Origin of the sequence: Arthrobacter oryzae (genome assembly GCF_003634095.1) — a bacterium.
Lineage (GTDB): Bacteria > Actinomycetota > Actinomycetes > Actinomycetales > Micrococcaceae > Arthrobacter > Arthrobacter oryzae.
In genome coordinates this window covers 139775-165622 of sequence record NZ_RBIR01000003.1, presented here as the reverse complement: position 1 = coordinate 165622, position 25848 = coordinate 139775, and the positions used below count along the sequence as shown (strand labels likewise).

Sequence of the window (25848 nt, the reverse complement as noted above, 5' to 3'; positions counted from 1 at the left end):
CTGTGATGTTCACTTGATCCATGAGAGCCATCTGGAAAGGCGCAATAGCGTTTGGGCTGGTCAACGTGCCGGTCAAGGTCTACAGCGCCACCGAGGACCACGACATCAGCCTCCACCAGGTCCACAACGCTGACGGCGGCCGGATCCGCTACCAGCGCCGGTGCGAGGTCTGCAGCAAGGTCATCGACTACGAGGACATCGACAAGGCATATGAGGACGACGGCCGCACGGTGGTCCTGACCCGGGAGGAACTCAAGTCCATCCCGGCGGAAAACAGCCACGAAATCGAGGTGGTTCAGTTCGTTCCGGCTGACCAGCTCGATCCCATGATGTTTGAAAAGAGCTACTACCTTGAACCCGATTCCAAGTCGCCCAAGGCTTATGTGCTGCTGCGGCGCGCCCTGGAGGATACGGACCGGGTGGCAATTGTGCAGTTCGCGCTCCGTGACAAGACCCGGCTCGGCGCGCTGAGGATTCGCGACGAGGTCCTGGTGCTGCAGTCGCTGTTGTGGGCCGACGAAGTCCGGGAGGCCAGTTTCCCCGCACTCGAGACCTCCATCCGGATCTCGGCGCAGGAGCGCGAGATGTCTGCCGCTCTGGTCGATTCGATGGCCGCCGACTTTGAGCCGGACCAGTTCACGGACGAATACCAGCAGCAGTTGCGCCAGCTGATCGAGGCGAAACTGGACAAGGGGGAGTCGCTGGATACCGAGGAGACCTTCGGCGCCCCTGCCGAGGCGGGCGAGGGCGAAGTGATCGACCTGATGGAAGCCCTCAAGCGCAGCATCGAGAAAAAGCGCGGCGGAGGAGCAGGGGCCGCGGGGACTCCGGCGAGGGGCTCCGGCCCTGCCCCCAAGGCCGCACCCAAGGCGGCCGCCAAGACGACGGCGTCCGAGTCCGCAGCTACCAAGGCCGCAGCCAGCAGGACCGCGTCCACCAAGACAACATCCACCAGGACAGGGGCTTCCAAGACCGCGTCCACCAGGACAGGGGCTTCCAAGACCGCGGCGGCTCCCAAGACGACGGCCGCGAAGACTGCCCGGAAGGGTGCCTGAGCCCGGAAGCCGGCTGGCGCCGTCGCCCACCCTGATCAGGAGTTCCGCAGGGCGGAAATGAGCTCGCTCTTCTTCTTGGCCGAGTACCCTTTGAGGCCGATCTCTTTGGCGCGTTCCTTTAGCTGCGGTACCGTCCAGTCCTCGTAGTCCCCGGCGCTGCCGCCCTTGCGGCCGACGGCGGAACGGCCCCGCTTTGCGGCGGCGTTGGATATTCTGGCGGCCTTTTGCTTGGAAGCGCCGTCCTCGAGCAGCTTTTCGTAGAGCTCGGGGTCCTTGATGCTGGGGCTTTCTGAGCCGCGGGGCTCGCCCTTCTTCGTTGGCATGGCTGCGCGATCATCTCCTTCGGCCAGGAACCACTTGGGTGGCGGCCCACGGAGGGTGCCGCCGGGGATTCCAAACTAGCCGCGCCGCCGGGCGGTGACAAGCATTTGCTAAGGCCACTTATGGAAGTTGTCCAGACGGCCCGCCGCCAGAGCAACGCGGGGTCACTTAGCGCCCAAGATCCCCAACGGAATGGGCCGCAAGTGACCCCGCCTTGCTTCTGAATAAGGCGCCGACCGGCAACGCGAAGGCCCGGCCGGCCCCTGGTCGGGGGCAGGCCGGGCCTTCTGATGCTGCCGGCACCCGGTTAGTGCCGGGTCTCCATGCGCGGGCGCCGGAGGGTGAGGCTATTCGGCGTCGTGATCCGTCTCGAGGATCTGCACGAGACGGTCCAGGGCGGCGTCGGCGCCTTCGCCTTCGGCACGCAACACCACAACCTCGCCGTGCGAGGCGCCCAGGCTCATCAGCGACAGGATGCTGGCGGCGTCCATGGCCTCGTCCTCCGGCTCGCCCAGGCGGGCGATCGTGATCTCGAGGTTGTCGAACTCGCCCGCAGCCTCGGCGAAGATGGCGGCCGGACGGGCGTGAAGCCCAACGCGGCTGGCAATGGTGGCGTTACGTTCGGTCATTTCTGCTCCTTGAAGTCAGCTTGTGAATATCAGCTGTGGATATCTGCTTGGAAAAATCGTCTGGAACTGTCGGCGACGACTGGCTCAGGCGGCTACGGGAACCGATTCCACCGTACCAACCGGCTTCTTCACTGCCCAGCGCTTGAGCCCGATCACGGCGAACGCACTCACGACCGTACCGGCCGCGATCGCGACGACGAACATCAGGAAGTTATCGATCGCGAAGAAGACGAAGATTCCGCCGTGCGGGGCCTTGGAACCCACCCCTGCCGCCATCGATATTGCACCGGTCACCGCACCGCCGAGCATGCTGGCGGGAATGACCCGCAGCGGGTCCGCGGCGGCGAAGGGAATAGCGCCTTCTGAGATGAAGGAGGCACCCAGCAGCCACGCGGCCTTGCCGTTTTCAATTTCGGCCAGGCTGAAGAGCCGCCTGTTCAGTACGGTTGCGGCCAGTGCCATGGCCAGCGGCGGGACCATGCCGGAGGCCATGACGGCCGCCATGATCTGGTACGGCGCCTGGTTGGTGAGGGAAGCTGCTCCCAGGCCGGCGACGGCGAACGAGTAGGCAACCTTGTTCACGGGGCCGCCGAGGTCGAAGCACATCATCAGGCCGAGGACAATGCCCAGGGCGATGGCGCTGGCACCGGTGAGGCTGGACAGCCAGTTGTTGAGCCCGACGGTGACCGCCGCGACGTACCTGCCCAGGAACGCGAAGAGCAGGCCGGAAGCAACGATGGACGCCACGAGCGGGATAATGACCACCGGCATCAGGCCGCGCAGCCAGCGGGGCACCTGGAGCTTGCCAATCGAATGTGCCACGTAGCCGGCGAGCAGGCCGCCTACGATGCCGCCAAGGAACCCTGCACCCATAAAGACGGCAACGGCGCCGGACACGAAACCCGGGGCGATGCCCGGCCGGTCAGCGATGGCGTAGGCGATGTAGCCGGCCAGGGCGGGCACGAGGAAGCCGAGGGACAGGGCGCCGATCTTGAAGAACACGGCACCCAGGAAGGCGCCCAGCGGGCCCCAGGCCAGCGCCGGGTACACCGTCGGCAGGTTGAACAGGCTGTTCTCCGCCAGGATCTTGTCCGCGAAGGCGGTGATGTCGTAGCCGCCCATCAGGAAGCCGAGGGCGATCAGCAGGCCGCCGCCGGCGACGAACGGGATCATGTAGCTGACACCGGTGAGGAGTGCCTTTTTCAGCTTCGTGCCGATGTGCTCGCCCTTTTCCTCGGCGTTGTGTTCGGCCTGGTCCTCAGCGAAGTGCGGGACGCGGCGGGCGTTCGGGTTGTCCGCGGCCGCCAGTGCTTCCGCAACCATCTTGTCCGGTTCGTCGATGCCGCGCTTGACCGGCGCGTTGATTACCGGCATGCCGGCGAAGCGCTCCTTGCCGCGCACATCCACGTCCACGGCGAAGATCACAGCGTCGGCGGCGGCGATCACGGCGGGGTCAAGGGCCTTGGCGCCGGAGGACCCCTGGGTTTCCACCTGCAGGTCCACGCCGACTTCCTTGGCCGCGGCAACAAGGGAGTCGGCGGCCATGTAGGTGTGGGCGATGCCGGTGGGGCAGGCCGTCACCGCGACGAGGCGCTTGGGGCCCTTGGGCTTCGCGGCGCCGGCGGCTTCTCCGCCGGTGTCAGCCGCTGCCGCGGCGGCGGCCGCCGCGGCAACCGGTGCCCCGGCGGCGTGGGTGGCGGGCTTGTCCGCCAGTGCGGCTTCGACGAGTTCCACGATCTCCGCCTGGGAGGTCGCGGCGCGCAGGCTGGCCGTGAAGTCCTTTTTGATCAGGGACCGGGCCAGCTTCGACAGCAGCTTCAGGTGCTCCTGGTCCGCGCCCTCAGGGGCGGCGATGAAGAAGATCAGGTCCGCGGGGCCGTCCTTGGCGCCGAAATCGACCGGCTGGGAAAGCCGTGCCATCGCCAGGGTGGGCTCGGTGACCGCCGTCGAGCGGCAGTGCGGGATTGCGATCCCGCCTGGAACGCCTGTGGCGGTCTTGGACTCCCGGGCGAAGGCGTCGGTGAAGAGGCCTTCAACCTCGGTGGCGCGTCCGTTGGCCGCAACCCTGCCTGCCAGGTGCCGGATCACGTCCTCGGGCGTGGTGCCCAGATTCTGGTCGAGCTCGACCAGTTCGGTAGTAATGAGCTGTGTCACTGTCAATCCTTCCGGAGGGCCGTGATGGTTACGGCATCAGGGGTGGTTTGGTTGACTGCCGGGACAGTGGAGCCAGGCAGGGAAGCGGCGGCGGCACCATGGGCCACCGCCTGACGGAGGCAATCAACCGGGGCGGCGCCCTGGCTGGAGGCGAGCAGGTATCCGGCCAGCGAGGAATCGCCGGCGCCGACAGTGCTGACCGCGGTGACCGGCGGATGCGTGGCCAGCCACGCGCCGTCGGCCGTCACAAGAACGGCACCCTTGGAGCCGAGGGTGGCCAGTACAGCACCCACCCCGGAGCGCACGACGGCGGAGGCGGCCGCTGCTGCAGCCTCCGGGTCCGCTTCGAGCTCCTCGGCGGATTTGTTCGTGGCGAATCCGGCTGCGGCAGCCAGTTCCACCAGTTCCTCGGCGTTGGGTTTCAAGAGGTCCGGCTTGCCCGAGGCGCCGCCGGAGACCGCTGCGGCGAGGGGTTCGCCTGAGGAGTCGACGGCGACCCGTGGTGCGGCCTCGCCGTCGAACTTCGAACGCAGCCGCCGGGTGACGGTCGCGTAGAAGTCGGCCGGAACTCCGGGTGGGAGCGAGCCGGCCAGGACGACCCAGGCGGCACCGCGGGCGTGGTCCAGCAGCAGGCTGATCAGGGCCTCCTGCTGCTCCTCGCTGAGCGCCGGTCCGGGTTCGTTGATCTTGGTGGTGACGCCGCCGGGCTCGGTGAGGGCCACGTTGCTGCGCAGCGGCTCGCCGATGGGGAGCGCCGCGAACGGGACGTCCGTGTCCCGCAGGCCGGCGAGGACAGGATCGGCCTCGGCGCCGGGCAGAACCGCGACGGTCTTGAGCCCCGAGGCCACGAGGGCACGGGAGACATTGACTCCTTTGCCTCCGGATTCCTGCCGGACGGAGACGGCGCGCTGGACTTCGCCGCGGAGGAGGGGGCCGGGTAGGGCTACGGTGCGGTCCAGGCTGGGGTTGGCGGTGAGGGTGACAATCACGCGACCACCACCTCCACTCCAGCTTCCGCGAGGGCGGTGGCGAGTTCCCGGCTGGGTTGCGTGTCTGTGATCAAGGTGTCCAGATCTTTCAACGAGGCGAACTGGACCAGCGTCTCCGCGTCCAGCTTGGAGGAATCAGCCAGCACCACAATGCGGCGCGCTGATTGGACGAAGGCCGCTTTGACCGCGGCTTCTTCAGGATCGGGTGTGCTCAGCCCGAAGGCCGCATGGATGCCATTGGTGCCGATGAAGGCGATGTCCGGGCGGATCCGGCGGGCGGCCTCCACCGTGGACTGGCCGACCGCGGCCTGGGTCAGGCCGCGCACCTTGCCGCCGAGCAGGTGCAGGGCGATGCCGGGTTCGCCGGACAGCCTGGAGGCGATGGGCAGGGAGTGCGTGATGACGACGAGTTCGGCGTCGGCCCCGGATGCCGGCAGGCTCCCCGATGCCCCGGCTCCGGCGCGGGCCGCCAGGAGCTCGGCCAGTGCCTCGGTGCTGGATCCGGCGTCGATCAGGATGCTGCCGGTGAGGCCGTCCGGGATGAGGGCCAGGGCCGCCTCCGCGATGCGGGTCTTCTCGGACTTCCGCTGGACGGTGCGCTCGAGGATGCTTTCTTCTGTGGTGCTGAAGCGGTCCGGGGAGACCGCGCCGCCGTGCACCCGCCGGACGCTGCCGGCGGCTTCCAGTGCGGCGAGGTCCCGGCGGACGGTCTCGGTGGTGATGCTGAAGCGCTCGGCCAGGTCCGTGACGCTGGCCCGGCCGCTGGCGTAGATGAGTCCCACGATCAGCTGCTGGCGTTCTTCGGCGAACACTTACCCTCCATTGCGTACTGCGTCTGTTCCGGTGTCTGTCCTGGTGCTGCTCCGGCGTTTGCCCCGGTGCTTGTCGGGCGTCTGTCGGGTCGGCGGTCCTGCGGATTCGTCCTGCCGCCTCAGTGACTCCCATCACATGAAGTGGAATTGTTTGACTTTATCTTTGTTCTTGTTGGTTTGTCAATGAAAAACAACATGAACGCAGAAGCGGTGGCCTGGCGGCGCGGGACATGCCCATTGGTGGGGCCGCTGAGGGGGACATGTCCAGTGGCCGGGCCCGGCGGCGTGGGACATGTCCATTGGTGGGGCCGGGGAGTGGGCAGGGTGGGATTATGTCCACGGTTCCTCCGCGGGGCGGGGCATGTCCAGTGCGCGGACCTGGCGCCGTGGGGCATGTCCAATGGTCGGGGCCGGCGGTAGGAACATGCCCAGCGGGCGGGCCAAGGAGGAGTATGTCCAGTGGCCGGGTCGGCGGAGGGGAGCATGTCCATTGGTCGGGTCTGGCAGCGTGGGACATGTCCATTGGTGGAGCCGGGGAGTGGGCAGGGTGGGATTATGTCCCCGGTTCCTCCGCGGGGAGGGGCATGTCCAGTGGTCGGATCCGGCAGCGTGGGGCACGTCCGGTGGGCGGGCCCGAAACGGCGGAAGCCGGGCCAAACCCGAAGGTCCGGCCCGGCTTCCGGGTCGTTGGATTCCGCGCTGTGAAGGGCGCGCGGGTGATACTCAGATGCCCGCGTCGCGGCTCTCATTCCGGGTGATCGTCTCGCCGGTGTTGGGGTCCACAACGGTGCGGCTTTCGCTGACCCGTCGCGTGCGGCCGCGTCCCGGGGAGGCTAGGACGAGGGAGGCGATGAGGCCAATCACGCCGACCGCCATGAGGATGTAGCCGATCATGGTCTGGTCGACATTGGGGATCAGCCCCGGGGTGACTGCCCAGGCCAGGATGGCGCCGATGGCGATGAGGAAGATTGCGGAACCGATTCTCATTAATTGCTCCTTGGTGTCCTGTGACACGAATTGATGATGCTAAGCATGCTGTCCAGCGTCACGCTACAACGCCGCCCGGGCTGTTTCAATGAATCGCATTCCGCCCCGCCGGGAAATTTCCGCGTCGTTTCCGGACAGTCGCGCCAGTTCAGGACGGTCGCACCGAGGATCCGGGGGGCGGAAATCCAGTTTCGTGGCGAAAATCCGGTTTCGTGGCGGAAACCGGTGCGCGGCCAAGCTGGTCGCGGCCACGCAGGTGTGCGGCCAGGTCGATGTGGGGTCACTTGTCGGTCGCGGAGTGGCAGAGAACGAGGCGGCCGCTGGATAGGCTGGGCCGATGGAGACGGTTGTCTGGTCCAAGCCCGAACACGAACGCGCCGGGACGCCCCTGCTGGTGATGCTGCACGGCTACGGCACCGACGAGCACCGCATGTCCAAGCTGTTCGGTTCCCTGCCGCCGGAGTTCAGTTGCGCAGCCCTGCGAGGCCCCAAAGCGATCGGCGACCACTACGGCTGGTTCCTACTGGACTACTTCCTCACCCACGACTTCGCCGACGTCATCGCCTCCACGAACGCGGTTTTCAGCTGGATCGAGTCGGTCAAGGCCGGGCACAGCAGTGTCAGCCTGCTCGGATTTTCGCAGGGGATGGCCATGGCCAGCACGCTGCTGCGGCTCCGGCCGGCCCAGTTCCGCGCCGTCGTCGGGCTCTCGGGCTTCGTCCTGGACAACGAACTACTGGCCATGAGCGAATCCTTCACCTCCCGTCCGCCGTTCTTCTGGGGCCGGGACCGGGACGACGTCGTCATTAACGACGCCGCCACCGAGCACACGGAGGAGTGGTTGCACCGGAACACCGCGCTCACGGCCAGGACCTACCCCGGCATGGGTCATTCCATTTCAAAGGCCGAACTGGTGGACGTCAGTGCTTTCCTGCGCCACTACGTCCTGCGCTGACCGGAAGCTGACCGAACGACTTCCATGCACCGGCGTGCGCCGGCCCGGCACCGACCATGCACCGGCCCAGCACCGGCTCAGCGCCGACCATGCACCGGCGTGCGCCGGCCCAGCACCGGCCAGGCCCCGCGAGGAGCCAGCGCGGCGCCGAACCGGGGTCCTGATCCTCCAGTTGCATGCCAAATTTGTAAGCGTTTACAATCGACCTCGGCCATAAAACCGGGCCCAACACTTCAGGGGGAAGAAAGGGCTGAGCCCGTGCCGCAGGCCAACACCCCCCGCGTGAGAATCCAGGACGTCGCCGCGCTCTCCGGGCTCTCCATCTGCACCGTCTCCCGCGCTCTTCGGCAGCTGCCCAATGTCTCCGAACACGCGAGGGGCAGAGCCAGGGACGCGGCGGCCAAGCTCGGCTACAAAGCCTCGTCGGCGGCGTCCCGGCTCGCCGGCGGGAGCACGGGTTCCGTGGCCATCATCGCCCCGACGGCCACGGCGTGGTTTTTTGCCCGGGCGGTGGAAGCTGCCGAGGAAGTCTTTGCCGACGGTGGCTATGACACCGTCCTGATCAGTCTCCGGAACCGGTCCGGCGTCCAGCCAAAGCTCTTCGGCGACCTCGCCGGCCTGGCGCAGCGCGTGGACGGCGTGCTGCTGCTCAACATCGCCCTCGGCGAGACCGAAATGGCGGCGCTCGCCGAGTCGGGCCTGGCCGTGGCCAGCGTCGGGATGCACGGTGTCCCGTGGGACAACGTTGGCATCGACAACGCGGAGGCCGCCCGCGCGGCCGCGACCCACCTGCTGGAGTTGGGCCACCGGGACTTAGCCATCCTCGCCGGCAGCGAAACCGGTGCGCCCACGGTCGTGACGGCCAGCGAACGCCGCCGGGGCTTCGAACTGGCCCTGGCTGACCACGGCCTCACGGTGGATCCGGACCGCGTGATCGATGCCGGTTCCAGCATCGAGGGCGGTCGGCTGGCCATGGTGAAGCTCATCGAAAGTGGCCGGATGCCGTCCGCGGTCTTCGCCGGCTGCGACGAAACGGCCTTCGGTGCGCTCATGGCATTGCGGGAGTCCGGTTTGTCAGCGCCGGAAAACGTGTCCATCATAGGAATAGACGATCATCAGATGAGTTGGTTCCTGGGTCTGACCACAATGGCCCAGCCCGTGGCCGACCAGGGCGCTTTCGCGGCCACCCTGCTCATTGACAGACTTCATCGCTCGGGCCTTCCTAACCCGCCGTTCGCCGGGCCGCCGTCGAACCATCTGCTGGAAACGAAACTGGTAGAGCGGAACAGCACGCGTGGCCGCTGAACCCCATGATCGAGACGAACCGGAGGGCGTTCGCCGCCGGAACGCCCCGCCCGAGCAATAGCGGCCGCCGCCGCGCGGGGCCTCGAACCAGCCCCGAACCGGCACGGAACCCGTTGCCCTGTACCAGTTGCCGTGAAGCGGCCGCCCGAAAAATTCGTTTTGAACAAAACCGTTTTGCCTGACCGTCCTCTGAAAGGACTTCCACCCATGACTGCAGTTCCCGACACTTCCGGACTGGCCGGCGCGCTCTCCGGCGCCTCTGCCATCCTTTTTGACCTCGACGGCGTCCTGACCCCCACCGCGGTGGTGCACGAGCACGCCTGGCAGCAACTCTTCGATGGCTTCCTGGCCTCCGTCCCCGACGCCGCGCCGTACCGGGAGAGCGACTACTTCGACCACATCGACGGCAAACCGCGGTTCGACGGCGTCCGGGACTTCCTGGCCTCCCGCGGCATTGTGCTGCCGGAGGGCCCGGCCGACGACGACCCCGCGCACGACACCGTCCACGGGCTCGGCAACCGCAAGAACAAGGTCTTCAACGACATCGTCGAGGCCGGCGGAGTCCAGCCGTACGAGGGCTCAGTCCGCTTTGTTGACGCCGCGCTGGCCCGCGGACTCAAGCTCGCCGTCGTCTCCTCCTCCCGCAATTCCCCGGCCGTGCTCAAGGCCGCCGGGCTGTCCGACTACTTCCCGGTGGTGGTCGACGGCGTCGTCGCCGTCACCGAGGGGCTGCCCGGCAAGCCCAGCCCGGCCACCTACGAATACGCCGCGCGGCTGCTGGGCCTGCCCAGCGAAGAATGCGTCGTGGTCGAGGACGCTGTCTCCGGCGTCCAGGCCGGCAGCGCGGGGAACTTCCTTTCGGTCATCGGCGTCGACCGCGGCGCCGGCCGGCAGACCCTGCTCGACGCCGGTGCCACGGTAGTCGTCAACGACCTCGCCGAACTGCTCTAGCCCGGCGCCCGCCTCCGGCGCTCACCCCGGCCGCTGACCAAGCCCCGACGCCAGCAGCGCCCTCCAGCAGCGCCCTCCAGCACTGCCCTCCAGCACCGCCACCCCCACCGCTCATCCCCGCTGAAAGAATCCCTAACCCATGGCCCTCATCACTTCGGACCGCGCCCGGTTTCCCAACGATCCCTGGCAGCTGGTCGAGACCGTCCACCTTCCCGGCAATGCCGGGACCCTGGAGACCCTGTTCAGCCTCGGCAACGGGCACCTGGGCATCCGCGGCGCGCACTGGGGCGCCGCTGACGCCGAACTGCCCGGCAGCTTCATCAACGGCTTCCACGAGACCTGGGACATCAAGCACGCGGAGAACGCGTTCGGCTTCGCCCGGACCGGGCAGCGGATCCTCTACGTCCCGGACGCCAACAACTTCACCGTCATCATCGACGGCGAGCAGCTGAGCCTGGAGGAGTCCACCGTGCTGGACTACCGCCGCAGCGTGGACTTCGTCACCGGCGTCTACGAGTGCCGGATCACCTGGCAGTGCCGTTCCGGCGCGGCCGTGACCACCACCGAACGCCGCGCCGTGGGCTACGAATCCCGCGGGGCGCTGGGCATCAGCTTGGAGCTGGCGGCGGACCGTGACATCTCCGCGGACGTCACGTCCTCCGTCATCAACCGCCAAGACCAGCCGGTGGAGGACCATTCCGCCCACGATCCCCGCCGCGCCGGACGCCACGCCGGGCGCGTGCTGCTGCCGTTGCGGCTCGACGGCGGCGACGGCTCCCTGCGCCTCTCCTGGGAAGCGTCCGAATCCAAGCAGCGGCTCGGGATGGCGGTGGACCACTGGACCTCGGCCGGGGTGCAGCCGTTCGACACCCTGGTGGACCAGGATGACAGCAGCGTCCGCTACGTGCTCGCTGTCAGCGCGGACCAGCCGTTCGTCCTGGAAAAGAGCGTCAGCTACGCCGTGGGCCAGGGCGCCGAGGACCTCGCGGACAACGCCGAGGCCGGCCTCAAGCCCGTCAGTGAGATCTTCGCCCAGAGCGAAGCCCACTACCGCGCCTACTGGACCACGAGCGACATCGTGGTGGCAGGCCAGACCGAGCTCCAGCAGGGCGTCCGCTGGAACCTCTTCCAGCTCGCCCAGGCCACGGCCTGCGCCGATGTGGCCGGCATCCCGGCCAAGGGCGTCTCGGGCTCCGGCTATGACGGCCACTACTTCTGGGACCAGGAGGTGTACCTGCTGCCGTACCTGACGTACACCAACCCGGGCAACGCACGCCAGGTCCTCGAATTCCGCCACGATCTCCTGCCCGAGGCGAAGATCCGCGCCAAGGAACTCAGCGTCGACGGCGCCCTGTTCCCCTGGCGCACCATCAACGGCCTCGAGGCCAGTGCCTACTACGCGGCCGGCACCGCACAGTTCCACATCGCCGCCGCGATCGCCTTCGCGACCAACCGGTACATCTGGGCGAGCGGGGACCAGGAATTCCGGGAAACCCTCGGCTCCGACCTGCTGATCGAAACCGCGCGGATGTGGGTGTCCCTGGGCTTCTTCGGCAAGGACGGACTCTTCCACATCCACGGCGTCACGGGCCCGGACGAATACACCGCGGTGGTCAACGACAACCTCTACACCAACGTCATGGCCCGTTTTAACCTCCGTGCCGCTGCGGCGCTGGACCACGCCGCGATCGGCGACGCCGAGCGCCAGCTCTGGGAGCAGGCCGCCAACCGCATGCAGCTGCCCTACGACGAGGACCTCCAGGTCCACTCCCAGGACAACGACTTCATGACCCTGGAGCCGTGGGACTGGACCACGCCCCGGTCCAAGTACCCGCTCCTGCTGCACTTCCACCCGCTGGTGATCTACCGGCACCAGGTCCTCAAGCAGGCCGACACCGTGCTGGCCATGTTCTTGCAGTGGCAGGACTTCACGGCCGAGGAAAAGCGCCGCGCCTTCGATTTCTACGATCCCATCACCACCGGCGACTCCACCCTGTCCGCCTGCGTCCAGGGCATCATGGCGGCCGAGGTCGGCTACGGCCAGGCCGCGCTGGACCACTTCACCCACGCGCTGTTCATCGACCTCGATGACACGCACGGCAACACGATCGACGGCGTCCACATCGCCTCCACCGGCGGGGTGTGGAGCTCGCTGGTCAGCGGCTTCGCCGGGCTCCGGGACCAGGGCGCCGTGCCGTACTTCGACCCGCGGCTGCCCGCGGAATGGGACGGGCTCGAGTTCCACCTGAAGATCCAGGGCCGGCTCTTGCACATCGGCCTGGTCCAGGACTCGATCAGCCTGACCGTCCGCGACGGCGCGCCCCTGGAGATCGACGTGCGCGGCGAACTGTTCACTGTCGCCGGAGACACCGTCCGGGTCCCGCTGGCGCCCGTCGCGGCTCCCGAGCCCACCATCTTCCCCAGCGGCCTGCCGACCGCATCGATCCCGGTGGTGCGCGCCGTCGTCTGATCTGCCGCGCAAGGCAGCGCGGGGTCACTTACCGCCCATAATCCCCCCGGACATGGGCGCTAGGTGACCCCGCGTTGTCTGGGGGAGGGAATAGGTCGGGGCAGGGGCCGGTTGCCGTCTAGCGGGGACCGGTCTTGCTCCGCAGGACAAGGCGGCCCCGTGCACTGGGCGGGGACTGCCGCTGGCGCCGCACCCGGCGCCGCCGCCGGCTCGCGCCCGATTCGGCTCGATTAGCCACGAAACGGAGATGGTGGATCAATGACTGCCTACAAGACAGTGAACCCCGCAACCGGAGAAACGTTGAAGGAATTCCCGGTCGCAACCGCGGCCGAGGTGGAGCAGGCGCTCGCGGCCTCGCAGGAGGCGTTCCGCGCCTGGCGCTCGGGCCCCGTCGAAGACCGGGCGAAGGTTATGGCGCGCGTCGCTGAACTGTACCTGGAGCGCCAGGATGAGCTTGCCCGGCTGATCAGCACCGAAATGGGTAAGCCGCTGGCCCAGTCCCGCGGAGAGGTGAAGCTTGTCGCCGATATCTTCGCCTATTACGCCACCGAGGGCCCCGGATTCCTCAAGGACGAGCCGCTGAACGTCAGGGGCGGCGGCGAGGCCGTGGTCCGTTCGGCTCCGGTCGGACCGCTCCTGGGCATCATGCCTTGGAACTACCCCTACTACCAGGTGGCACGGTTCGCCGCCCCGAACCTGGTTCTGGGCAACACGATCCTGCTCAAGCACGCCGGAAGCTGCCCGCAGTCCGCCCTGGCGATCGAACAGATCTTCAAGGACGCCGGCCTCCCGGACGGCGCCTACATCAACCTGTTCCTGACCAACGAGCAGGTCGCCGATGTTATTGCCGACGACCGTCTCCAGGGCGTCTCGCTCACCGGAAGCGAGCGGGCTGGTTCCGCCGTTGCCGAAGTGGCCGGGCGGAACCTGAAGAAGTACGTTCTGGAGCTCGGCGGCAGCGATCCGTTCATCGTGCTCGACTCCGAGGACCTGGACGCCACCGTCAAGGCGGCAGTCGGCGGACGCATGGGCAATGCCGGGCAGGCCTGCACGGCCTCCAAACGGTTCATCGTGGTGGAGGACCTCTACGAAGCCTTCGTCGAGAAGTTCACCGCGCGCATGGCAAAGATCAAGCCGGGGGACCCGCTCCGGTCCGAGACGACGTTCGGCCCCCTGTCCTCCCAGAGCGCGGCCGATGGCCTCGTGGAACAGATCCAGGACGCGGTGGACAAGGGCGCCAACCTCCGGACGGGCGGCCACCACGTGGACGGTCCGGGCGCCTTCGTTGAACCGACCGTGCTGACCGACGTGACTCCGGACATGCGCGCGTTCTCCGAAGAGCTCTTCGGCCCGGCCGCCGTCATCTACAAGGTGGCGAACGCGGCGGAAGCAGTCGAGCTGGCCAACGGCTCGCCCTACGGCCTCGGCGGCTCGGTGTTCAGCGCAGACGTGGCCAAGGCCCAGGAGATCGCGGATCAGCTGGACACCGGCATGGTGTTCATCAACTCCGTGGCGCAGACCCAGGCCGACATGCCGTTCGGGGGCGTCAAGCGCTCCGGCGTCGGCCGGGAACTCGGCCGGTTCGGCATGGATGAGTTCGTCAACAAGAAACTCATCCGCACCCCGCGCTAGCCGACCCCGCACGTCCGCGGCCGCCGTATCGAACCCGCGGCCGCATCCAACTCGCCGCCGCATCGGCTCACCGCCGGTGCGGCGGCGGTCGTGCGGTGGCGGTTGTGCGGTGGCGGACAGTGTGCGACGGCGGCCGCCGCAGCGCAGCAGGGGCTTAGTCTGCCCGGGCCGTGCCCTAGTGTTAAGTGAACTTACTTTTATGGTTCCGACGAGAGGCGATCATGGCCAAGCGCAGCAATCCGGCAATGAAGATTGCCCAGCAAACAGCCCACAGCGCGATGTTCGACGCCGCCGGGCAGCCCCGGCCGGGCCTGCACAACGTGCTCCTGCGGGCCGTTGAAGTCCAGCGTCCGCTGGTGCTGGCCAACATCCGCAGGCTCCAGCGCAAACACCCGCGCGCCTCGGCGGCGCAGCTTGCCGCCATCCTGGAGCGCGACTACCTGCTCGCCGTCACCGGCGGCGGGGCGCTGGTGGGCGGGGCGGCCGTGATTCCGGGCGTCGGAACAGCCGCGGCCCTGGGTCTTTCGGCTGCCGCGGCCGTCGGGTTCCTCGAAGCCACCGCCCTGTACTCCACGGCGCTGGCAGAACTGCACGGCGTGCGGATGGTGGACCCGGACCGGGCCAGCACCCTGGTGATGGCGGTCATGCTGGGCGAAGAAGGCACCGAGCTGCTGAGCTCGCTCAGCGGACAAGCCGCCGGCCGGGGCAAGGGGCCGTCCCAGGCCTGGACCGCTGCCTTCACCCGCCGCGTCCCGCTGGCCGGCTTCGGCACGGTGCGCGCCAAGATCCAGACGATGTTCCTCCGGACCCTGATGAAACAGCAGGGCACGGCGTGGCTGGGCCGCGCCCTGCCCTTCGGCATCGGCGCCGTCGTCGGCGGCGTCGGCAACCGGCTGATGGCCCGCGCCGTCGTCGCGAATGCCAAGGAAGCGTTCGGGCCCCTCCCGGACACGATTCCGGGAGAACTGCTGGCCCTTGCGCACACCACCGGGCCGGGCCCGCTCTACGACTCCACGGCGGACACTGCCCTGGACCTGCCCCCGGGCGGCGCCCCGGTGAGCGCCACGAAAGCTTCAGCGAAGGACGGCGGCACGTTTTGGATCTGAACGCTGACCTGGGGGAGTCCTTCGGGACCTGGACCATGGGAGACGACGCGGCCATGTTCCCGCTCGTCACCAGCGCCAGCGTGGCCTGCGGGCTGCACGCCGGCGACCCCGTAACCATGCTGGACACCTGCCGGGCGGCGTACGAGCTCGACGTCAAGGTCGGCGCCCACCTGGGCTATCCGGATCTGGCCGGCTTCGGCATGCGGTCCCTGGACATGACCTTCGATGATCTCTTCGGCGCGGTGCTGTACCAGCTCGGCGCGCTCGACGGCGTCGCCCACGCAGTGGGCGCGTCGGTGGACTACGTCAAAATGCACGGGGCGCTCTACGACCGCACCGTGCGCGACGCCGAACAGTCATCAGCCGTGATCGCGGCCATCCAGGCCTACGATCCGGGCCTTCCCGTCCTCGGGTTCCCCTGCTCCGCGTTGCTGGGAATCGCCCAGGACGCCGGGCACCCCGTCTTCACCGAGGCCTTCGCCGACCGCGCCTACCTCCCGGACGGCACGCTCGTGCCGCGTTCGCAGGACGGCGCGGTGCTGCACGACGCCGGCCAGATCGCCGAGCGGGCGGTGCGCCTCGCCACGAAGGGCGAGGTCGAGGCGGTAGACGGGAGCGTTCTCCGGATCGAGCCGCACTCGCTGTGCCTGCACGGCGACACCCCCGGGTCCATTGCCACGGCCACCGCGATCCGTGCGGCCCTGGAAGCCGCCGGCGTCGAGCTGGAGAGTTTCGCCTAACAGGCGGCATTGACCGAGCTGTACTCTCCCTGGCTCTGACCGGGCTGTCATCGTGCGTCCAGTGCCCTAAGGCCCTATGCCGCCCAGAAAGCGCCACCTAGCTTGAGGGCATGACTGCCGGAGGCTCCGCGGGGTTAGACGGACCCGCCTCGGATGCAATGTTGAAGCTGGGCCGTTTTTTCACGAAATGGGACCAGACCGGCGACGGCAGGGCGGTGTTCCGTGAGGGTGGGCGCAAGGGCGACATCTTCTACCGGGACCGGTGGAGCCACGACAAGGTGGTGCGCTCCACCCACGGGGTGAACTGCACCGGCTCGTGTTCCTGGAAGGTGTACGTCAAGGACGGCATCATCACCTGGGAATCCCAGCAGACCGACTACCCCTCGGTGGGCCCGGACAGCCCGGAATACGAACCGCGCGGCTGCCCGCGCGGGGCTGCCTTCTCCTGGTACACGTACTCGCCCACCCGCGTCCGGTTCCCCTACGCGCGCGGTGTCCTGGTCGAGATGTACCGCGAGGCCAAGGCCCGGCTGGGCGACCCGGTGCTGGCCTTTGCCGACGTCGCGGGGGACCCGGAGCGGCGCCGCCGCTACCAGCAGGCCCGCGGCAAGGGCGGCTTGGTGCGCGTCTCCTGGCAGGAAGCGATCGAAATCGCCGCCGCCGCGCACGTCAACACGATCAAGAACTACGGGCCGGACCGCTGCGCCGGCTTCTCGCCCATCCCGGCGATGTCCATGGTCTCGCACGCCGTCGGCACCCGCTTCATCCAGCTGATCGGCGGGGTGATGACGTCCTTCTACGACTGGTACGCCGACCTCCCCGTGGCCAGCCCGCAGGTTTTCGGCGACCAGACCGACGTCCCGGAATCGGGGGACTGGTGGGACGCGGGCTACCTGATGATGTGGGGCTCCAACGTGCCGGTGACCCGCACCCCGGACGCGCACTGGATGGCCGAGGTGCGGTACCGCGGCACCAAAGTGGTCACGGTCAGCCCGGACTACGCGGACAACACCAAATTCGCCGACGAATGGCTGCCCGCCCAGGCCGGAACGGACGCCGCGCTGGCCATGGCGATGGGGCACGTCATGCTCAAGGAATTCTTCGTCGACCGTGACGTGCCGTTCTTCTCCGAGTACGTCCGCCAGTACACCGACCTGCCGTTCCTGGTCAGGCTGGAACGGCGTGACGACGGTTCCCTCACCCCGTCGAAGTTCCTCACCGCCAAGGATCTCCCGCTGGAGTCGGGAGCCGAGGACGCCGCGTTCCGCACGGTCCTGTTCGACAAGAAGACCGGCCTGCCGGCGGTCCCCAACGGCTCCATGGGGTTCCGCTATTCAGGCAGCGGCGAGGGTAAATGGAACCTGGACCTCGAAGGGATCGACCCGGCGCTGTCCCTCCGGGAGGTCTCCGCGGAGAGCGCCGAGATCCTGCTGCCGTGCTTCGAGGACGCCGGCGGGGCCGGCAGCGTGCTGCGGCGCGGCGTGCCCGTCCTGGCGGTGGACGGCCACCTGGTCACCACTGTGTTCGATCTGATGCTGGCCCAGTACGGGGTGGGCCGCGAGGGGCTTCCGGGGGACTGGGCCGCAGGCTATGAGGACGTCTCGACGCCCTATACCCCGGCCTGGCAGGAGGAGATCACCTCCGTTCCGGCGCAGGCCTGCATCCGGGTTGCCCGCGAGTTTGCCCGCAACGCCGAAGAGTCCAGGGGCCGGTCCATGATCATCATGGGCGCCGGGATCTGCCAGTGGTTCCACGGGGATGCCACCTACCGGGCCGTGCTGGCCCTCGTGATGCTGACCGGCTGCATGGGCCGCAACGGCGGCGGCTGGGCGCACTACGTCGGCCAGGAAAAGACCCGGCCCGCCACCGGCTGGGTGTCCCTGGCCAACGCGCTGGACTGGGCCCGGCCGCCGCGGACCATGATCGGCACCGGCTACTGGTACATGCACACGGACCAGTGGCGCCAGGACGGCTACTCCGCGGACGCGCTCAAATCCCCGCTGTCCACCGGGGCCTTGGACGGGATGCACACCGCGGATGCGCTGGCGCAGTCCGCCCGGCTCGGCTGGATGCCGTTCTACCCGCAGTTCGGCCGGAACCCGCTGGACGTCGCGGACGAGGCGGAGGCCGCCGTCGCCGCCGGAACGGCCACGGACACCCCAGGCTACATCGCGGACGCGCTGAAGAACGGCACCCTGACCCCGGCGATCGAGGACGTGGATGCCCCGGAGAACTGGCCGCGGACGCTTGTGCTGTGGCGCTCCAACCTGTTCGGCTCCTCGGCCAAGGGCAACGAGTACTTCCTCCGGAACCTGCTGGGCACCCACAACAACGTCCTGGGCCAGGACCACGCCGAGGGCCTCAAGCCCCGGGACGTGAAATGGCACGAGCAGGCGCCGGAGGGGAAACTGGACCTGCTGGTCTCCGCCGACTTCCGGATGACCTCCACCACCCTGCTGTCCGACGTCGTGTTCCCGGCGGCCACCTGGTACGAAAAGCACGACCTGTCCTCCACCGACATGCACCCGTTTGTGCATGCCTTCACCCCGGCGATCGACCCGCCGTGGGAGACCAAGACCGACTTCGACATGTTCCACCTGCTGGCCCGGGAGTTCTCCCGGCAGGCCGGGACCCATCTGGGAGTCCGCCGGGACCTGGTGAGCGTGCCGCTGCAGCACGACACCCCCGGCCAGCTCGCGCAGCCCGGCGGGATTGTGCGGGACTGGCGGGACACGTCCATTCCCGCGGTCCCGGGGCAGAACATGCCCATTTTTTCGGTCGTGGAGCGCGACTACACGGCCATCGCGGACAAACTGGCCGCCGTCGGGCCGCTGGCCGACAAGCTTGGCTTCACCGTCAAGAACGTCACCTACAAACTCGCCGGGCCGCTGGAGAGGCTGAGCCGCTCCAACGGCGTGATGCTCGGCGGGGCCGCGGACGGCCGCCCCGCGATCGACACGGACGCGAAAATGGCCGAGGCCATCCTGGCGTTCTCCGGCACCACCAACGGCGCCCTGTCCGTGCAGGGTTTCAAGGACCTGGAAATCCGTACCGGCCGGAAACTGGCGGACCTCTCCGAGGGTTCCGAGGAAAAGTTCATCACCTTCGCCCAGACCCAGGCCGGCCCGGTCCCCGTGATCACCTCGCCGGAGTGGTCCGGTTCCGAGACCGGGGGCCGGCGCTACGCCCCGTTCACCATCAACGTCGAGCGGCTCAAACCGTGGCACACCCTGACCGGAAGAATGCACTTTTTCCTCGACCACGACTGGATGATCGATATCGGCGAGGCGCTGCCGATCTACCGGCCGCCGCTGGACATGCACCGCCTGTTCGGCGAACCCAAGCTTGGCCGGGACGGGAAACTGGAAGTCGTGGTCCGCTACCTGACCCCGCACTCCAAGTGGTCCATCCACTCCGAGTACCAGGACAACCTGCTGATGCTCTCGCTCTCCCGGGGCGGCCCGACCGTCTGGATGAGCCCGGCCGACGCGGCGGCCATTGAGGTCAAGGACAACGACTGGGTGGAATGCCTGAACATCAACGGCGTCCTGGTGGCCCGGGCCATTGTCAGCCACCGGATGCCGGCGGGCGTGGTCTACGTCCACCATGCGCAGGAACGCACCATCGACGTGCCGAAGTCCGAGGCGACAGGCCGGCGCGGCGGCATCCACAACTCCGTCACCCGGCTGCTGGTCAAACCCTCGCACCTGATCGGCGGCTACGCCCAGCTGGCCTACGCGTTCAACTACCTGGGGCCCACCGGAAACCAGCGCGACATGGTTGCCACCGTCCGCCGTCGTTCCCAGGAGGTGCAGTACTGATGCGTGTTATGGCTCAAATGGGCATGGTCATGAACCTGGACAAATGCATCGGCTGCCACACCTGTTCCGTGACCTGCAAACAGGCCTGGACCAACCGTGCGGGCACCGAATACGTCTGGTTCAACAACGTCGAGACCCGCCCCGGGCAGGGGTACCCGCGCCGCTACGAGGACCAGGAGAAGTGGCACGGCGGCTGGGTGCTGAACAAGCGCGGCAAGCTGGTTCTCAAGGCCGGCGGCCGGGTCAAGAAGCTCCTCGGGATCTTCGCCAGCCCGGTCCAGCCCGAGCTCAAGGACTACTACGAGCCGTGGACCTACGACTACAAGACCCTCGTGGACGCGCCGCTCGGCGATGACTTTCCCGTGGCCCGGCCCAAGTCCCTCATCACCGGCGAGGACACCAAGATCACGTGGTCCGCGAACTGGGACGATGACCTGGGCGGCTCCGCCGAGCACGGCCACCTGGACCCGATCGTGGAGAAGGTCCGGCGCGAATCCGAGGACAAGATCAAGTTCGCGTACGAACAGACCTTCATGTTCTACCTGCCGCGGATCTGCGAACACTGCCTGAACCCGTCCTGCATGGCCTCGTGCCCCTCCGGCGCGATCTACAAGCGGGTGGAGGACGGGATTGTCCTGGTGGACCAGGACAAGTGCCGCGGCTGGCGGCAGTGCGTCACGGGCTGCCCGTACAAGAAGATCTACTTCAATCACAAGACCGGCAAGGCCGAGAAATGTACCTTCTGCTACCCACGGGTGGAAGTGGGGCTGCCGACGGTCTGCTCGGAGACCTGCGTGGGCCGGCTGCGGTACCTGGGGCTGTTCCTCTACGACGCCGACGCCGTCACCGCGGCTGCCGCCGTCACGGACCCCCAGGAACTCTACGACGCCCAGATGGACGTGCTGCTGGACCCGAACGATCCCGCTGTCCAGACGGACGCCCGGGCCCAGGGGATCCCGGAGGACTGGATCGACGCCGCCCGGCGCTCGCCGGTCTACGCCCTGGCCAAGGTCTACAAGGTGGCGCTGCCGCTGCACCCGGAATACCGGACCATGCCGATGGTCTGGTACGTGCCGCCGCTCTCACCCGTGGTGGACCTGCTCCGGGACCAGGGGCACGACGGCGAGGACGCCGGCAACCTGTTCGGCGCCATAGACGCGCTGCGCATCCCGGTGGAATACCTCGCGGAGCTTTTCACCGCCGGCGACGCGGACCGGGTGGCGGCGGTGCTGAGAAAACTCGCGGCCATGCGCTCCTACATGCGCGGCATCAGCATGGGCAACGACCCCGACGACTCCATCCCCGAGGCCGTGGGCATGGACGGGCAGAGCATGTACGAGATGTACCGGCTGATGGCGATCGCGAAGTACGAGGAGCGCTACGTGATCCCCAAGGCCCACGTGGAGCAGGCCCACGACCTTGAAGAGATGGGCTGCTCGCTGGACTTCGAGGGCGGACCGGGGATGCAGGATTCGTCGCCGTTCGGGGAGGCCAGCGGCCGGCCCGTCCCGGTGGCGGTCGAAACCTTCAATGCTTTGCGGGACCGGCAGACCTCCGGCTCCGCGCCCGGCGAAGCCACCCTGCGCGGCAGGGTGAACCTGCTGAACTGGGACGGGACGGGGGCCCCTCCGGGCCTTTTTCCGGAGAGGGCGCAGTCTCCGGAGAAAGCGCAGTCTCCGGAGACGGCTCTCCCCGGGGCGCCGACCGACCCCACTCCTGCTCCCGGCAGCCGGCCGGGAGACCAGCCATGAGCCGGCGCGAGCAGGTGGTCTACCTCGCGGCGGCCTGGTGCCTGTCCTACCCGGACGAGGAACTGATCGGCCGGGTGCCGCTCATGCGCGCCGCGCTCGGCGAGTTCTCCGGCGCCGTCGAGGACTTCCGGGAGGTGCTGGAGGCGCTGGAATCCACGCCGCCGATGGACAGCCAGGCCCTCTACGTGCGCGAGTTCGACCTCGGCAAACGCCACGCCCTGCACCTGTCCTACTGGACCGACGGGGATACCCGGCGCCGCGGCGAAGTCCTGGGCAACTTCAAGAAGACCTACCGGCAAAGCGATACCCTGGTGGACACGCGCGGGGAACTGCCCGACTACCTGCCGATGGTCCTCGAATATGCCGCCCGGGTGGACCTGACTGCCGGCCGCGAACTGCTGACCCGCTTCCGGGCGAGCCTTGAGATGCTGCGGTTCGGGCTGCTCCGGGACAAGCTTCCGCACGCCCGGATCCTGCAGGCGGTCTGTTCCACGCTGCCGGGGAAGTCCCCGGCCGACGAGCAGGCCGTGATGCGGATGGCCGGTTACGGCCCACCCACCGAGGCCGTGGGCCTGGACCCCTACGATCCGCGCCTGCTGCCCGTGAAGGGGGCCTGACCATGCTGGCATCCGAAGCCGGGACCGGATCCGCCGTCGACATCTCCGCGATGGACATCGTGCTCTGGGGCGTGCTGCCCTACGTGATGGTCGTCGTCCTGGTGGGCGGGCTGCTCTGGCGCTACAGATACGACCAGTTCGGCTGGACCACACGGTCCTCCCAGCTCTACGAGTCCAGGCTGCTGCGCATCGCCTCGCCGCTGTTCCATTTCGGACTGCTCGCCGTGATCGCCGGCCACTTCTTCGGGCTGGTCATCCCGATGGCTTGGACCCAGGCGGCGGGGATGAGCCAAGAGTTCTACCACTTCAATGCCCTGCTGGTGGGCGGGATCGCCGGGGTGGGAACCCTGGGCGGGATCCTGTTGCTGATTTATCGGCGCCGGACCACGGGGCCGGTGTTCATGGCCACCACCAAGAACGACAAGACGATGTACGTGGTGCTCACCGCGGCCATCGTGTTCGGGCTGTGGACCACCCTCGCCAGTGTCTTCGAAGGCGAACACGGCCATAACTACCGCGAGACCGTCGCCCCGTGGTTCCGGTCCCTGTTCATCTTCCAGCCGGACATCGCCGCCATGGCCGCGGCCCCCTTCTCCTTCCACCTGCACACCCTCGTGGGCATGGCGCTGTTCGTCATCTGGCCGTTCACCCGTCTGGTCCATGCCTTCACAGCGCCGTTCCACTATCTCTTCCGCCCCTACATCGTCTACCGGTCGCGGGACCGGGACACCGGCGGGGCCGGAGCCAAGGGAACAGCCGGCGCCGTCGGCGCCCGGAGCTCCACGGTCGCCGCGCGGCGGGGCTGGTCCGCCGTCGGAACCCGGGACCGGGACACAAAGAACAGGTAAGAACTGGCAAAAATAGCTGCCAACCCGGTCCGTATTGCCAAACCGGCGTTGCTGATTTGAGAAGGAGGCCACCGTGGCCGGAGCAGCTTCCCCGTCCGCCGCCCCTGCGGGCCGGGCGCTCAACCTGGCGCTCGCCACCTCGACTTCGGTGGCGTGTTTCTGGGCGTGGAACTCCATCGCCACGCTGAGCGCGTTCTACACCCAGCACCTGCACCTCAACCCGGCCACCACCGGCGTGCTCGTTGCCATGCCCGTCTTTGTCGGCTCGCTGGGGCGGGTCGTCGTCGGCGCCTTGACGGACAAGTACGGCGGGCGCGCCATGTTCACGTTTGTCCTGCTGGCCTCAATCGTCCCGATCCTGCTGGTGGCCGTCGGCGGCAGCCTCGACTCCTTCGCCCTGGTGCTGGGTGCCGGGGTGCTGCTGGGGGTCGCCGGAACCGTCTTCGCCGTCGGGATCCCCTTTGTCAGCGCCTGGTACGAGCCCGCACGGCGGGGCTTCGCTACCGGCGTGTTCGGCGCGGGCATGGGCGGAACGGCCCTGGCGGCCTTCCTGAACCCCCGGCTTGTCGCCGGAATCGGCTACGTTCCCACCCACTTGCTGATCGCCGCGATCCTGGCGGTCATGGCCACCCTCATCTGGTTCCTGATGAAGGAGGCGCCGGGCTGGACCCGCAGCAACGCGCCGGTGATGCCCAAGCTCCTCGACGCCGCGAAGACCCTGGTCACCTGGAAGTTGTGCTTCCTCTACGCCGTCCTGTTCGGGGGGTTCGTTTCCTTCGCCACGTATCTGCCCACGTACCTGCGCGATGTCTATGCCTTCGACCCCAGCGCGGCCGGCGCCCGCACCGCGGGGTTTGCGCTCGCCGCCGTGCTGGCCCGGCCTGTGGGCGGGGTGCTCGCGGACAAGGTCGGCCCCAAGCCTGTCGTGATCGTCGCGCTCGCCGGCGTCGCGGTGCTCGCCTGGGTAGTGAACCTGCAGCCCGACGGCGACGTCCCCGCCGGCCTGACGTTCGTCGCCATGGCGGCGGCCCTGGGCCTGGGCACGGGCGGGGTGTTCGCCTGGGTGGGCGTGCTCGCGCCGCAGGGCAAGGTCGGCAGCATCAGCGGTGTGGTCAGTGCGGCCGGGGGCCTGGGCGGCTACTTCCCGCCGCTGATCATGGGTGCCACCTACGACGCCGCGACTCACAGCTACTCGATCGGGCTGCTGCTGCTCGTGGCCACAGCGCTCGCGGCGCTGGTCTTCACGATCTTCGCCATGCAGGGCCGGCCCAAGGCGAAGGTCGCGCCGGCCTAGCCCGGGCCACGGTCCGGGGGCGCTGCGCCAGGCGGTGGCTAGCCGAACATCAGGCTCGCCACCGTGAAGATGGCCAACCCGGCCAGTGCCCCCACCACCGTGCCGTTGATCCGGATGAACTGCAGGTCCCGGCCCACCTGGAGCTCGATCTTCTGGGACGTTTCCTCGGCATCCCAGCGGGCCACGGTGTCCGTGATGACCCCGGCGATGTCCGAGCGGTAGGTCTTCACCAGATAGCCGGCGGCGTCGCCGATCCAGGCGTTCACCTTGCCGGCGAGCTCGGGATCGACCAGCAGCCGGGTGCCGAAGTCATGCACGGCCGCCTTGAATTTGATGGTCAGTTCGCTGTGCGGATCATCGACGGCGCCGAGCAGGGCCGTCTTGATGGTGTCCCAGGTGCGGGAGGCGAGCTCCCGGACCTCGGGGTCGCCGAGCACCTGGGCCTTGACGCCCTCGGCGCGGGCGATCATGACGGGGTCGTGCTGCAGGTCCTGCGCGAGTTCCTTGAGGTATTTGTCGATCGACTGGCGGACCTGGTGCTGCGGATCCGACTGCACGGCGCGGGTGAACTTCAGGATCTCCACATACACCTTGTCGCCCACGAGGCCGTCCACAAATGACGGCACCCACGTCGGCGAACGGTCGGTGACCAGCCTGTTGACCGTCTCCTGGTTGTCACGCACCCAGTCCACGGCGCGGTCCACGAGCAGGTCCACCAGTGCGTGGTGGTGCCCGTCGGCGAAGATCCGCTCGGCGAGCCGGCCCGCCGGCGGCCCCCACGGCGGGGCGAGCAGGTGCTTGCGGACCATGGTCTCGATCACGGCCTGGACGTCGTCGTCGTTGAGGACCTTGAACGCGCCGCGGATGACGGCGGCGCCTTCCTTGGCAACCCGGTCCGGGCCGCCGGGGCTGGACAGCCAGGCGCCGGCCTTGCGCGCGATGTCCGCGGACGCCAGCTTCTCCTGCACCACCTGCTCGGAGAGGAAGTTGGTTTCCACGAATTCTCCCAGCGAGGCGCCGATCTGGTCCTTCCGGCGCGGGATGATCGCGGTGTGCGGGATCTTGATGCCCATGGGGTACTTGAACAGGGCCGTGACGGCGAACCAATCGGCGAGGGCGCCCACCATGCCGCCCTCCGCGGCAGCGCGGACGTATTCGAGCCCCGGGTAGTGCTTCTGCAGCGCGAACGCGACGACGAAGATCACGGCCATGACGATCAGCAGCGACAGGGCCAGGAGTTTCATCCGGCGCAGCGCCGCGGCCTTCTCGGCGTCGTTGGTTGCCGGGGGCCGCCGGCCGGAACCGCCGGGAGCGCCGCCGGGCACGTCTGCGTCACCGGTCACGGTAGTTGGCTCAGTGTTCACCTGCATAAGCCCAGCCTAGCCCCGGGGTGGAACCGGCAGTCGGCTAA

20 protein-coding genes are annotated in these 25848 nt (G+C 68.2%); 13 read left to right on the top strand and 7 right to left on the bottom strand.

From position 1 onward, the window contains the following. Positions 1–20: 20 nt before the first annotated feature. Positions 21–1055, top strand: a complete 1035-nt coding sequence (gene ku / locus C8D78_RS08400; protein ID WP_120952272.1) for a non-homologous end joining protein Ku — start codon at positions 21–23, stop codon at positions 1053–1055. 35 nt (positions 1056–1090) lie between these two features. On the opposite strand, the gene C8D78_RS08395 is transcribed toward ku, so the two are convergent. From C8D78_RS08395 to C8D78_RS08370, 6 genes are all read right to left on the bottom strand, one after another. Continuing rightward, entirely contained in the window at positions 1091–1378 is a 288-nt protein-coding gene (locus C8D78_RS08395) for a DUF7218 family protein (protein WP_120952269.1), read from the bottom strand. Between the two features lie 345 nt (positions 1379–1723). After that, on the bottom strand, positions 1724–2005 hold the full coding sequence (locus tag C8D78_RS08390; RefSeq protein ID WP_018774864.1) for an HPr family phosphocarrier protein: 282 nt from the start codon (positions 2003–2005) through the stop codon (positions 1724–1726). An 84-nt stretch (positions 2006–2089) separates the two neighbouring features. Beyond that, positions 2090–4159 (bottom strand): PTS fructose transporter subunit IIABC, encoded by a 2070-nt coding sequence (locus tag C8D78_RS08385; RefSeq protein ID WP_120952266.1) that lies wholly within the window; start codon positions 4157–4159, stop codon positions 2090–2092. Between the two features lie 2 nt (positions 4160–4161). Next, a complete protein-coding gene (locus C8D78_RS08380; RefSeq protein ID WP_120952263.1) occupies positions 4162–5148 on the bottom strand; it encodes a 1-phosphofructokinase family hexose kinase in 987 nt (328 codons plus the stop codon). Continuing rightward, positions 5145–5960: a DeoR/GlpR family DNA-binding transcription regulator gene (locus C8D78_RS08375; protein WP_120952261.1), complete on the bottom strand. Its 816-nt coding sequence runs from the start codon at positions 5958–5960 to the stop codon at positions 5145–5147. Before C8D78_RS08375 ends, C8D78_RS08380 begins: the two co-directional genes overlap by 4 nt. A 723-nt stretch (positions 5961–6683) precedes the next feature. Next, positions 6684–6947 (bottom strand): DUF6458 family protein, encoded by a 264-nt coding sequence (locus C8D78_RS08370; RefSeq protein WP_120952258.1) that lies wholly within the window; start codon positions 6945–6947, stop codon positions 6684–6686. 337 nt (positions 6948–7284) lie between these two features. Here C8D78_RS08370 and C8D78_RS08365 point away from each other — a divergent pair, with 337 nt between their 5' ends. The 12 genes from C8D78_RS08365 to C8D78_RS08310 all read left to right on the top strand — a co-directional run bounded on the left by C8D78_RS08365 (position 7285) and on the right by C8D78_RS08310 (position 24437). Beyond that, positions 7285–7902, top strand: coding sequence for an alpha/beta hydrolase (locus C8D78_RS08365; RefSeq protein WP_120952255.1), 618 nt, complete (start codon positions 7285–7287; stop codon positions 7900–7902). A 282-nt stretch (positions 7903–8184) separates the two neighbouring features. Beyond that, positions 8185–9207, top strand: a complete 1023-nt coding sequence (locus tag C8D78_RS08360) for a LacI family DNA-binding transcriptional regulator (protein WP_244208313.1) — start codon at positions 8185–8187, stop codon at positions 9205–9207. A 207-nt stretch (positions 9208–9414) separates the two neighbouring features. Further along, on the top strand, positions 9415–10158 hold the full coding sequence (locus C8D78_RS08355) for an HAD family hydrolase (protein WP_120952249.1): 744 nt from the start codon (positions 9415–9417) through the stop codon (positions 10156–10158). Between the two features lie 139 nt (positions 10159–10297). Next, positions 10298–12628: a glycoside hydrolase family 65 protein gene (locus C8D78_RS08350; protein ID WP_120952246.1), complete on the top strand. Its 2331-nt coding sequence runs from the start codon at positions 10298–10300 to the stop codon at positions 12626–12628. Positions 12629–12886: 258 nt separating this feature from the next. Then, positions 12887–14260: an NAD-dependent succinate-semialdehyde dehydrogenase gene (locus C8D78_RS08345; protein ID WP_120952243.1), complete on the top strand. Its 1374-nt coding sequence runs from the start codon at positions 12887–12889 to the stop codon at positions 14258–14260. A gap of 221 nt (positions 14261–14481) precedes the next feature. After that, positions 14482–15366: a hypothetical protein gene (locus C8D78_RS08340; protein ID WP_120952240.1), complete on the top strand. Its 885-nt coding sequence runs from the start codon at positions 14482–14484 to the stop codon at positions 15364–15366. Then, positions 15357–16106 carry a LamB/YcsF family protein gene (locus C8D78_RS08335; RefSeq protein ID WP_120952237.1) on the top strand — a complete coding sequence of 250 codons (750 nt, stop codon included), beginning with the start codon at positions 15357–15359 and terminating at the stop codon, positions 16104–16106. The genes C8D78_RS08340 and C8D78_RS08335 overlap by 10 nt, the downstream gene beginning before the upstream one ends. Positions 16107–16216: 110 nt before the next feature. Continuing rightward, a complete protein-coding gene (locus C8D78_RS08330; RefSeq protein WP_120952235.1) occupies positions 16217–19927 on the top strand; it encodes a nitrate reductase subunit alpha in 3711 nt (1236 codons plus the stop codon). Next, entirely contained in the window at positions 19927–21678 is a 1752-nt protein-coding gene (narH, locus tag C8D78_RS08325) for a nitrate reductase subunit beta (RefSeq protein WP_120952232.1), read from the top strand. Before C8D78_RS08330 ends, narH begins: the two co-directional genes overlap by 1 nt. After that, a complete protein-coding gene (gene narJ, locus C8D78_RS08320) occupies positions 21675–22295 on the top strand; it encodes a nitrate reductase molybdenum cofactor assembly chaperone (protein ID WP_120952229.1) in 621 nt (206 codons plus the stop codon). Before narH ends, narJ begins: the two co-directional genes overlap by 4 nt. Before the next feature lie 2 nt (positions 22296–22297). Further along, on the top strand, positions 22298–23143 hold the full coding sequence (gene narI, locus C8D78_RS08315; RefSeq protein WP_120952226.1) for a respiratory nitrate reductase subunit gamma: 846 nt from the start codon (positions 22298–22300) through the stop codon (positions 23141–23143). A 73-nt stretch (positions 23144–23216) separates the two neighbouring features. Then, positions 23217–24437, top strand: coding sequence for an MFS transporter (locus C8D78_RS08310; RefSeq protein ID WP_120952223.1), 1221 nt, complete (start codon positions 23217–23219; stop codon positions 24435–24437). A 38-nt stretch (positions 24438–24475) separates the two neighbouring features. Here C8D78_RS08310 and C8D78_RS08305 read toward each other — a convergent pair whose 3' ends face one another. Further along, positions 24476–25807 (bottom strand): DUF445 domain-containing protein, encoded by a 1332-nt coding sequence (locus C8D78_RS08305; protein WP_120952220.1) that lies wholly within the window; start codon positions 25805–25807, stop codon positions 24476–24478. Positions 25808–25848: the final 41 nt, after the last annotated feature.

Excerpts from the sequence above, each read along its gene's own strand:
- C8D78_RS08345 (WP_120952243.1), top strand. The coding sequence starts at position 12,887 with ATGACTGCCTACAAGACAGTGAACCCCGCAACCGGAGAAACGTTGAAG.
- C8D78_RS08305 (WP_120952220.1), bottom strand. The coding sequence starts at position 25,807 with ATGCAGGTGAACACTGAGCCAACTACCGTGACCGGTGACGCAGACGTG.
- narH (WP_120952232.1), top strand. The coding sequence starts at position 19,927 with ATGCGTGTTATGGCTCAAATGGGCATGGTCATGAACCTGGACAAATGC.
- narI (WP_120952226.1), top strand. The coding sequence starts at position 22,298 with ATGCTGGCATCCGAAGCCGGGACCGGATCCGCCGTCGACATCTCCGCG.
- narJ (WP_120952229.1), top strand. The coding sequence starts at position 21,675 with ATGAGCCGGCGCGAGCAGGTGGTCTACCTCGCGGCGGCCTGGTGCCTG.
- C8D78_RS08330 (WP_120952235.1), top strand. The coding sequence starts at position 16,217 with ATGACTGCCGGAGGCTCCGCGGGGTTAGACGGACCCGCCTCGGATGCA.
- ku (WP_120952272.1), top strand. The coding sequence starts at position 21 with ATGAGAGCCATCTGGAAAGGCGCAATAGCGTTTGGGCTGGTCAACGTG.
- C8D78_RS08365 (WP_120952255.1), top strand. The coding sequence starts at position 7,285 with ATGGAGACGGTTGTCTGGTCCAAGCCCGAACACGAACGCGCCGGGACG.
- C8D78_RS08355 (WP_120952249.1), top strand. The coding sequence starts at position 9,415 with ATGACTGCAGTTCCCGACACTTCCGGACTGGCCGGCGCGCTCTCCGGC.
- C8D78_RS08370 (WP_120952258.1), bottom strand. The coding sequence starts at position 6,947 with ATGAGAATCGGTTCCGCAATCTTCCTCATCGCCATCGGCGCCATCCTG.
- C8D78_RS08390 (WP_018774864.1), bottom strand. The coding sequence starts at position 2,005 with ATGACCGAACGTAACGCCACCATTGCCAGCCGCGTTGGGCTTCACGCC.
- C8D78_RS08395 (WP_120952269.1), bottom strand. The coding sequence starts at position 1,378 with ATGCCAACGAAGAAGGGCGAGCCCCGCGGCTCAGAAAGCCCCAGCATC.
- C8D78_RS08350 (WP_120952246.1), top strand. The coding sequence starts at position 10,298 with ATGGCCCTCATCACTTCGGACCGCGCCCGGTTTCCCAACGATCCCTGG.
- C8D78_RS08340 (WP_120952240.1), top strand. The coding sequence starts at position 14,482 with ATGGCCAAGCGCAGCAATCCGGCAATGAAGATTGCCCAGCAAACAGCC.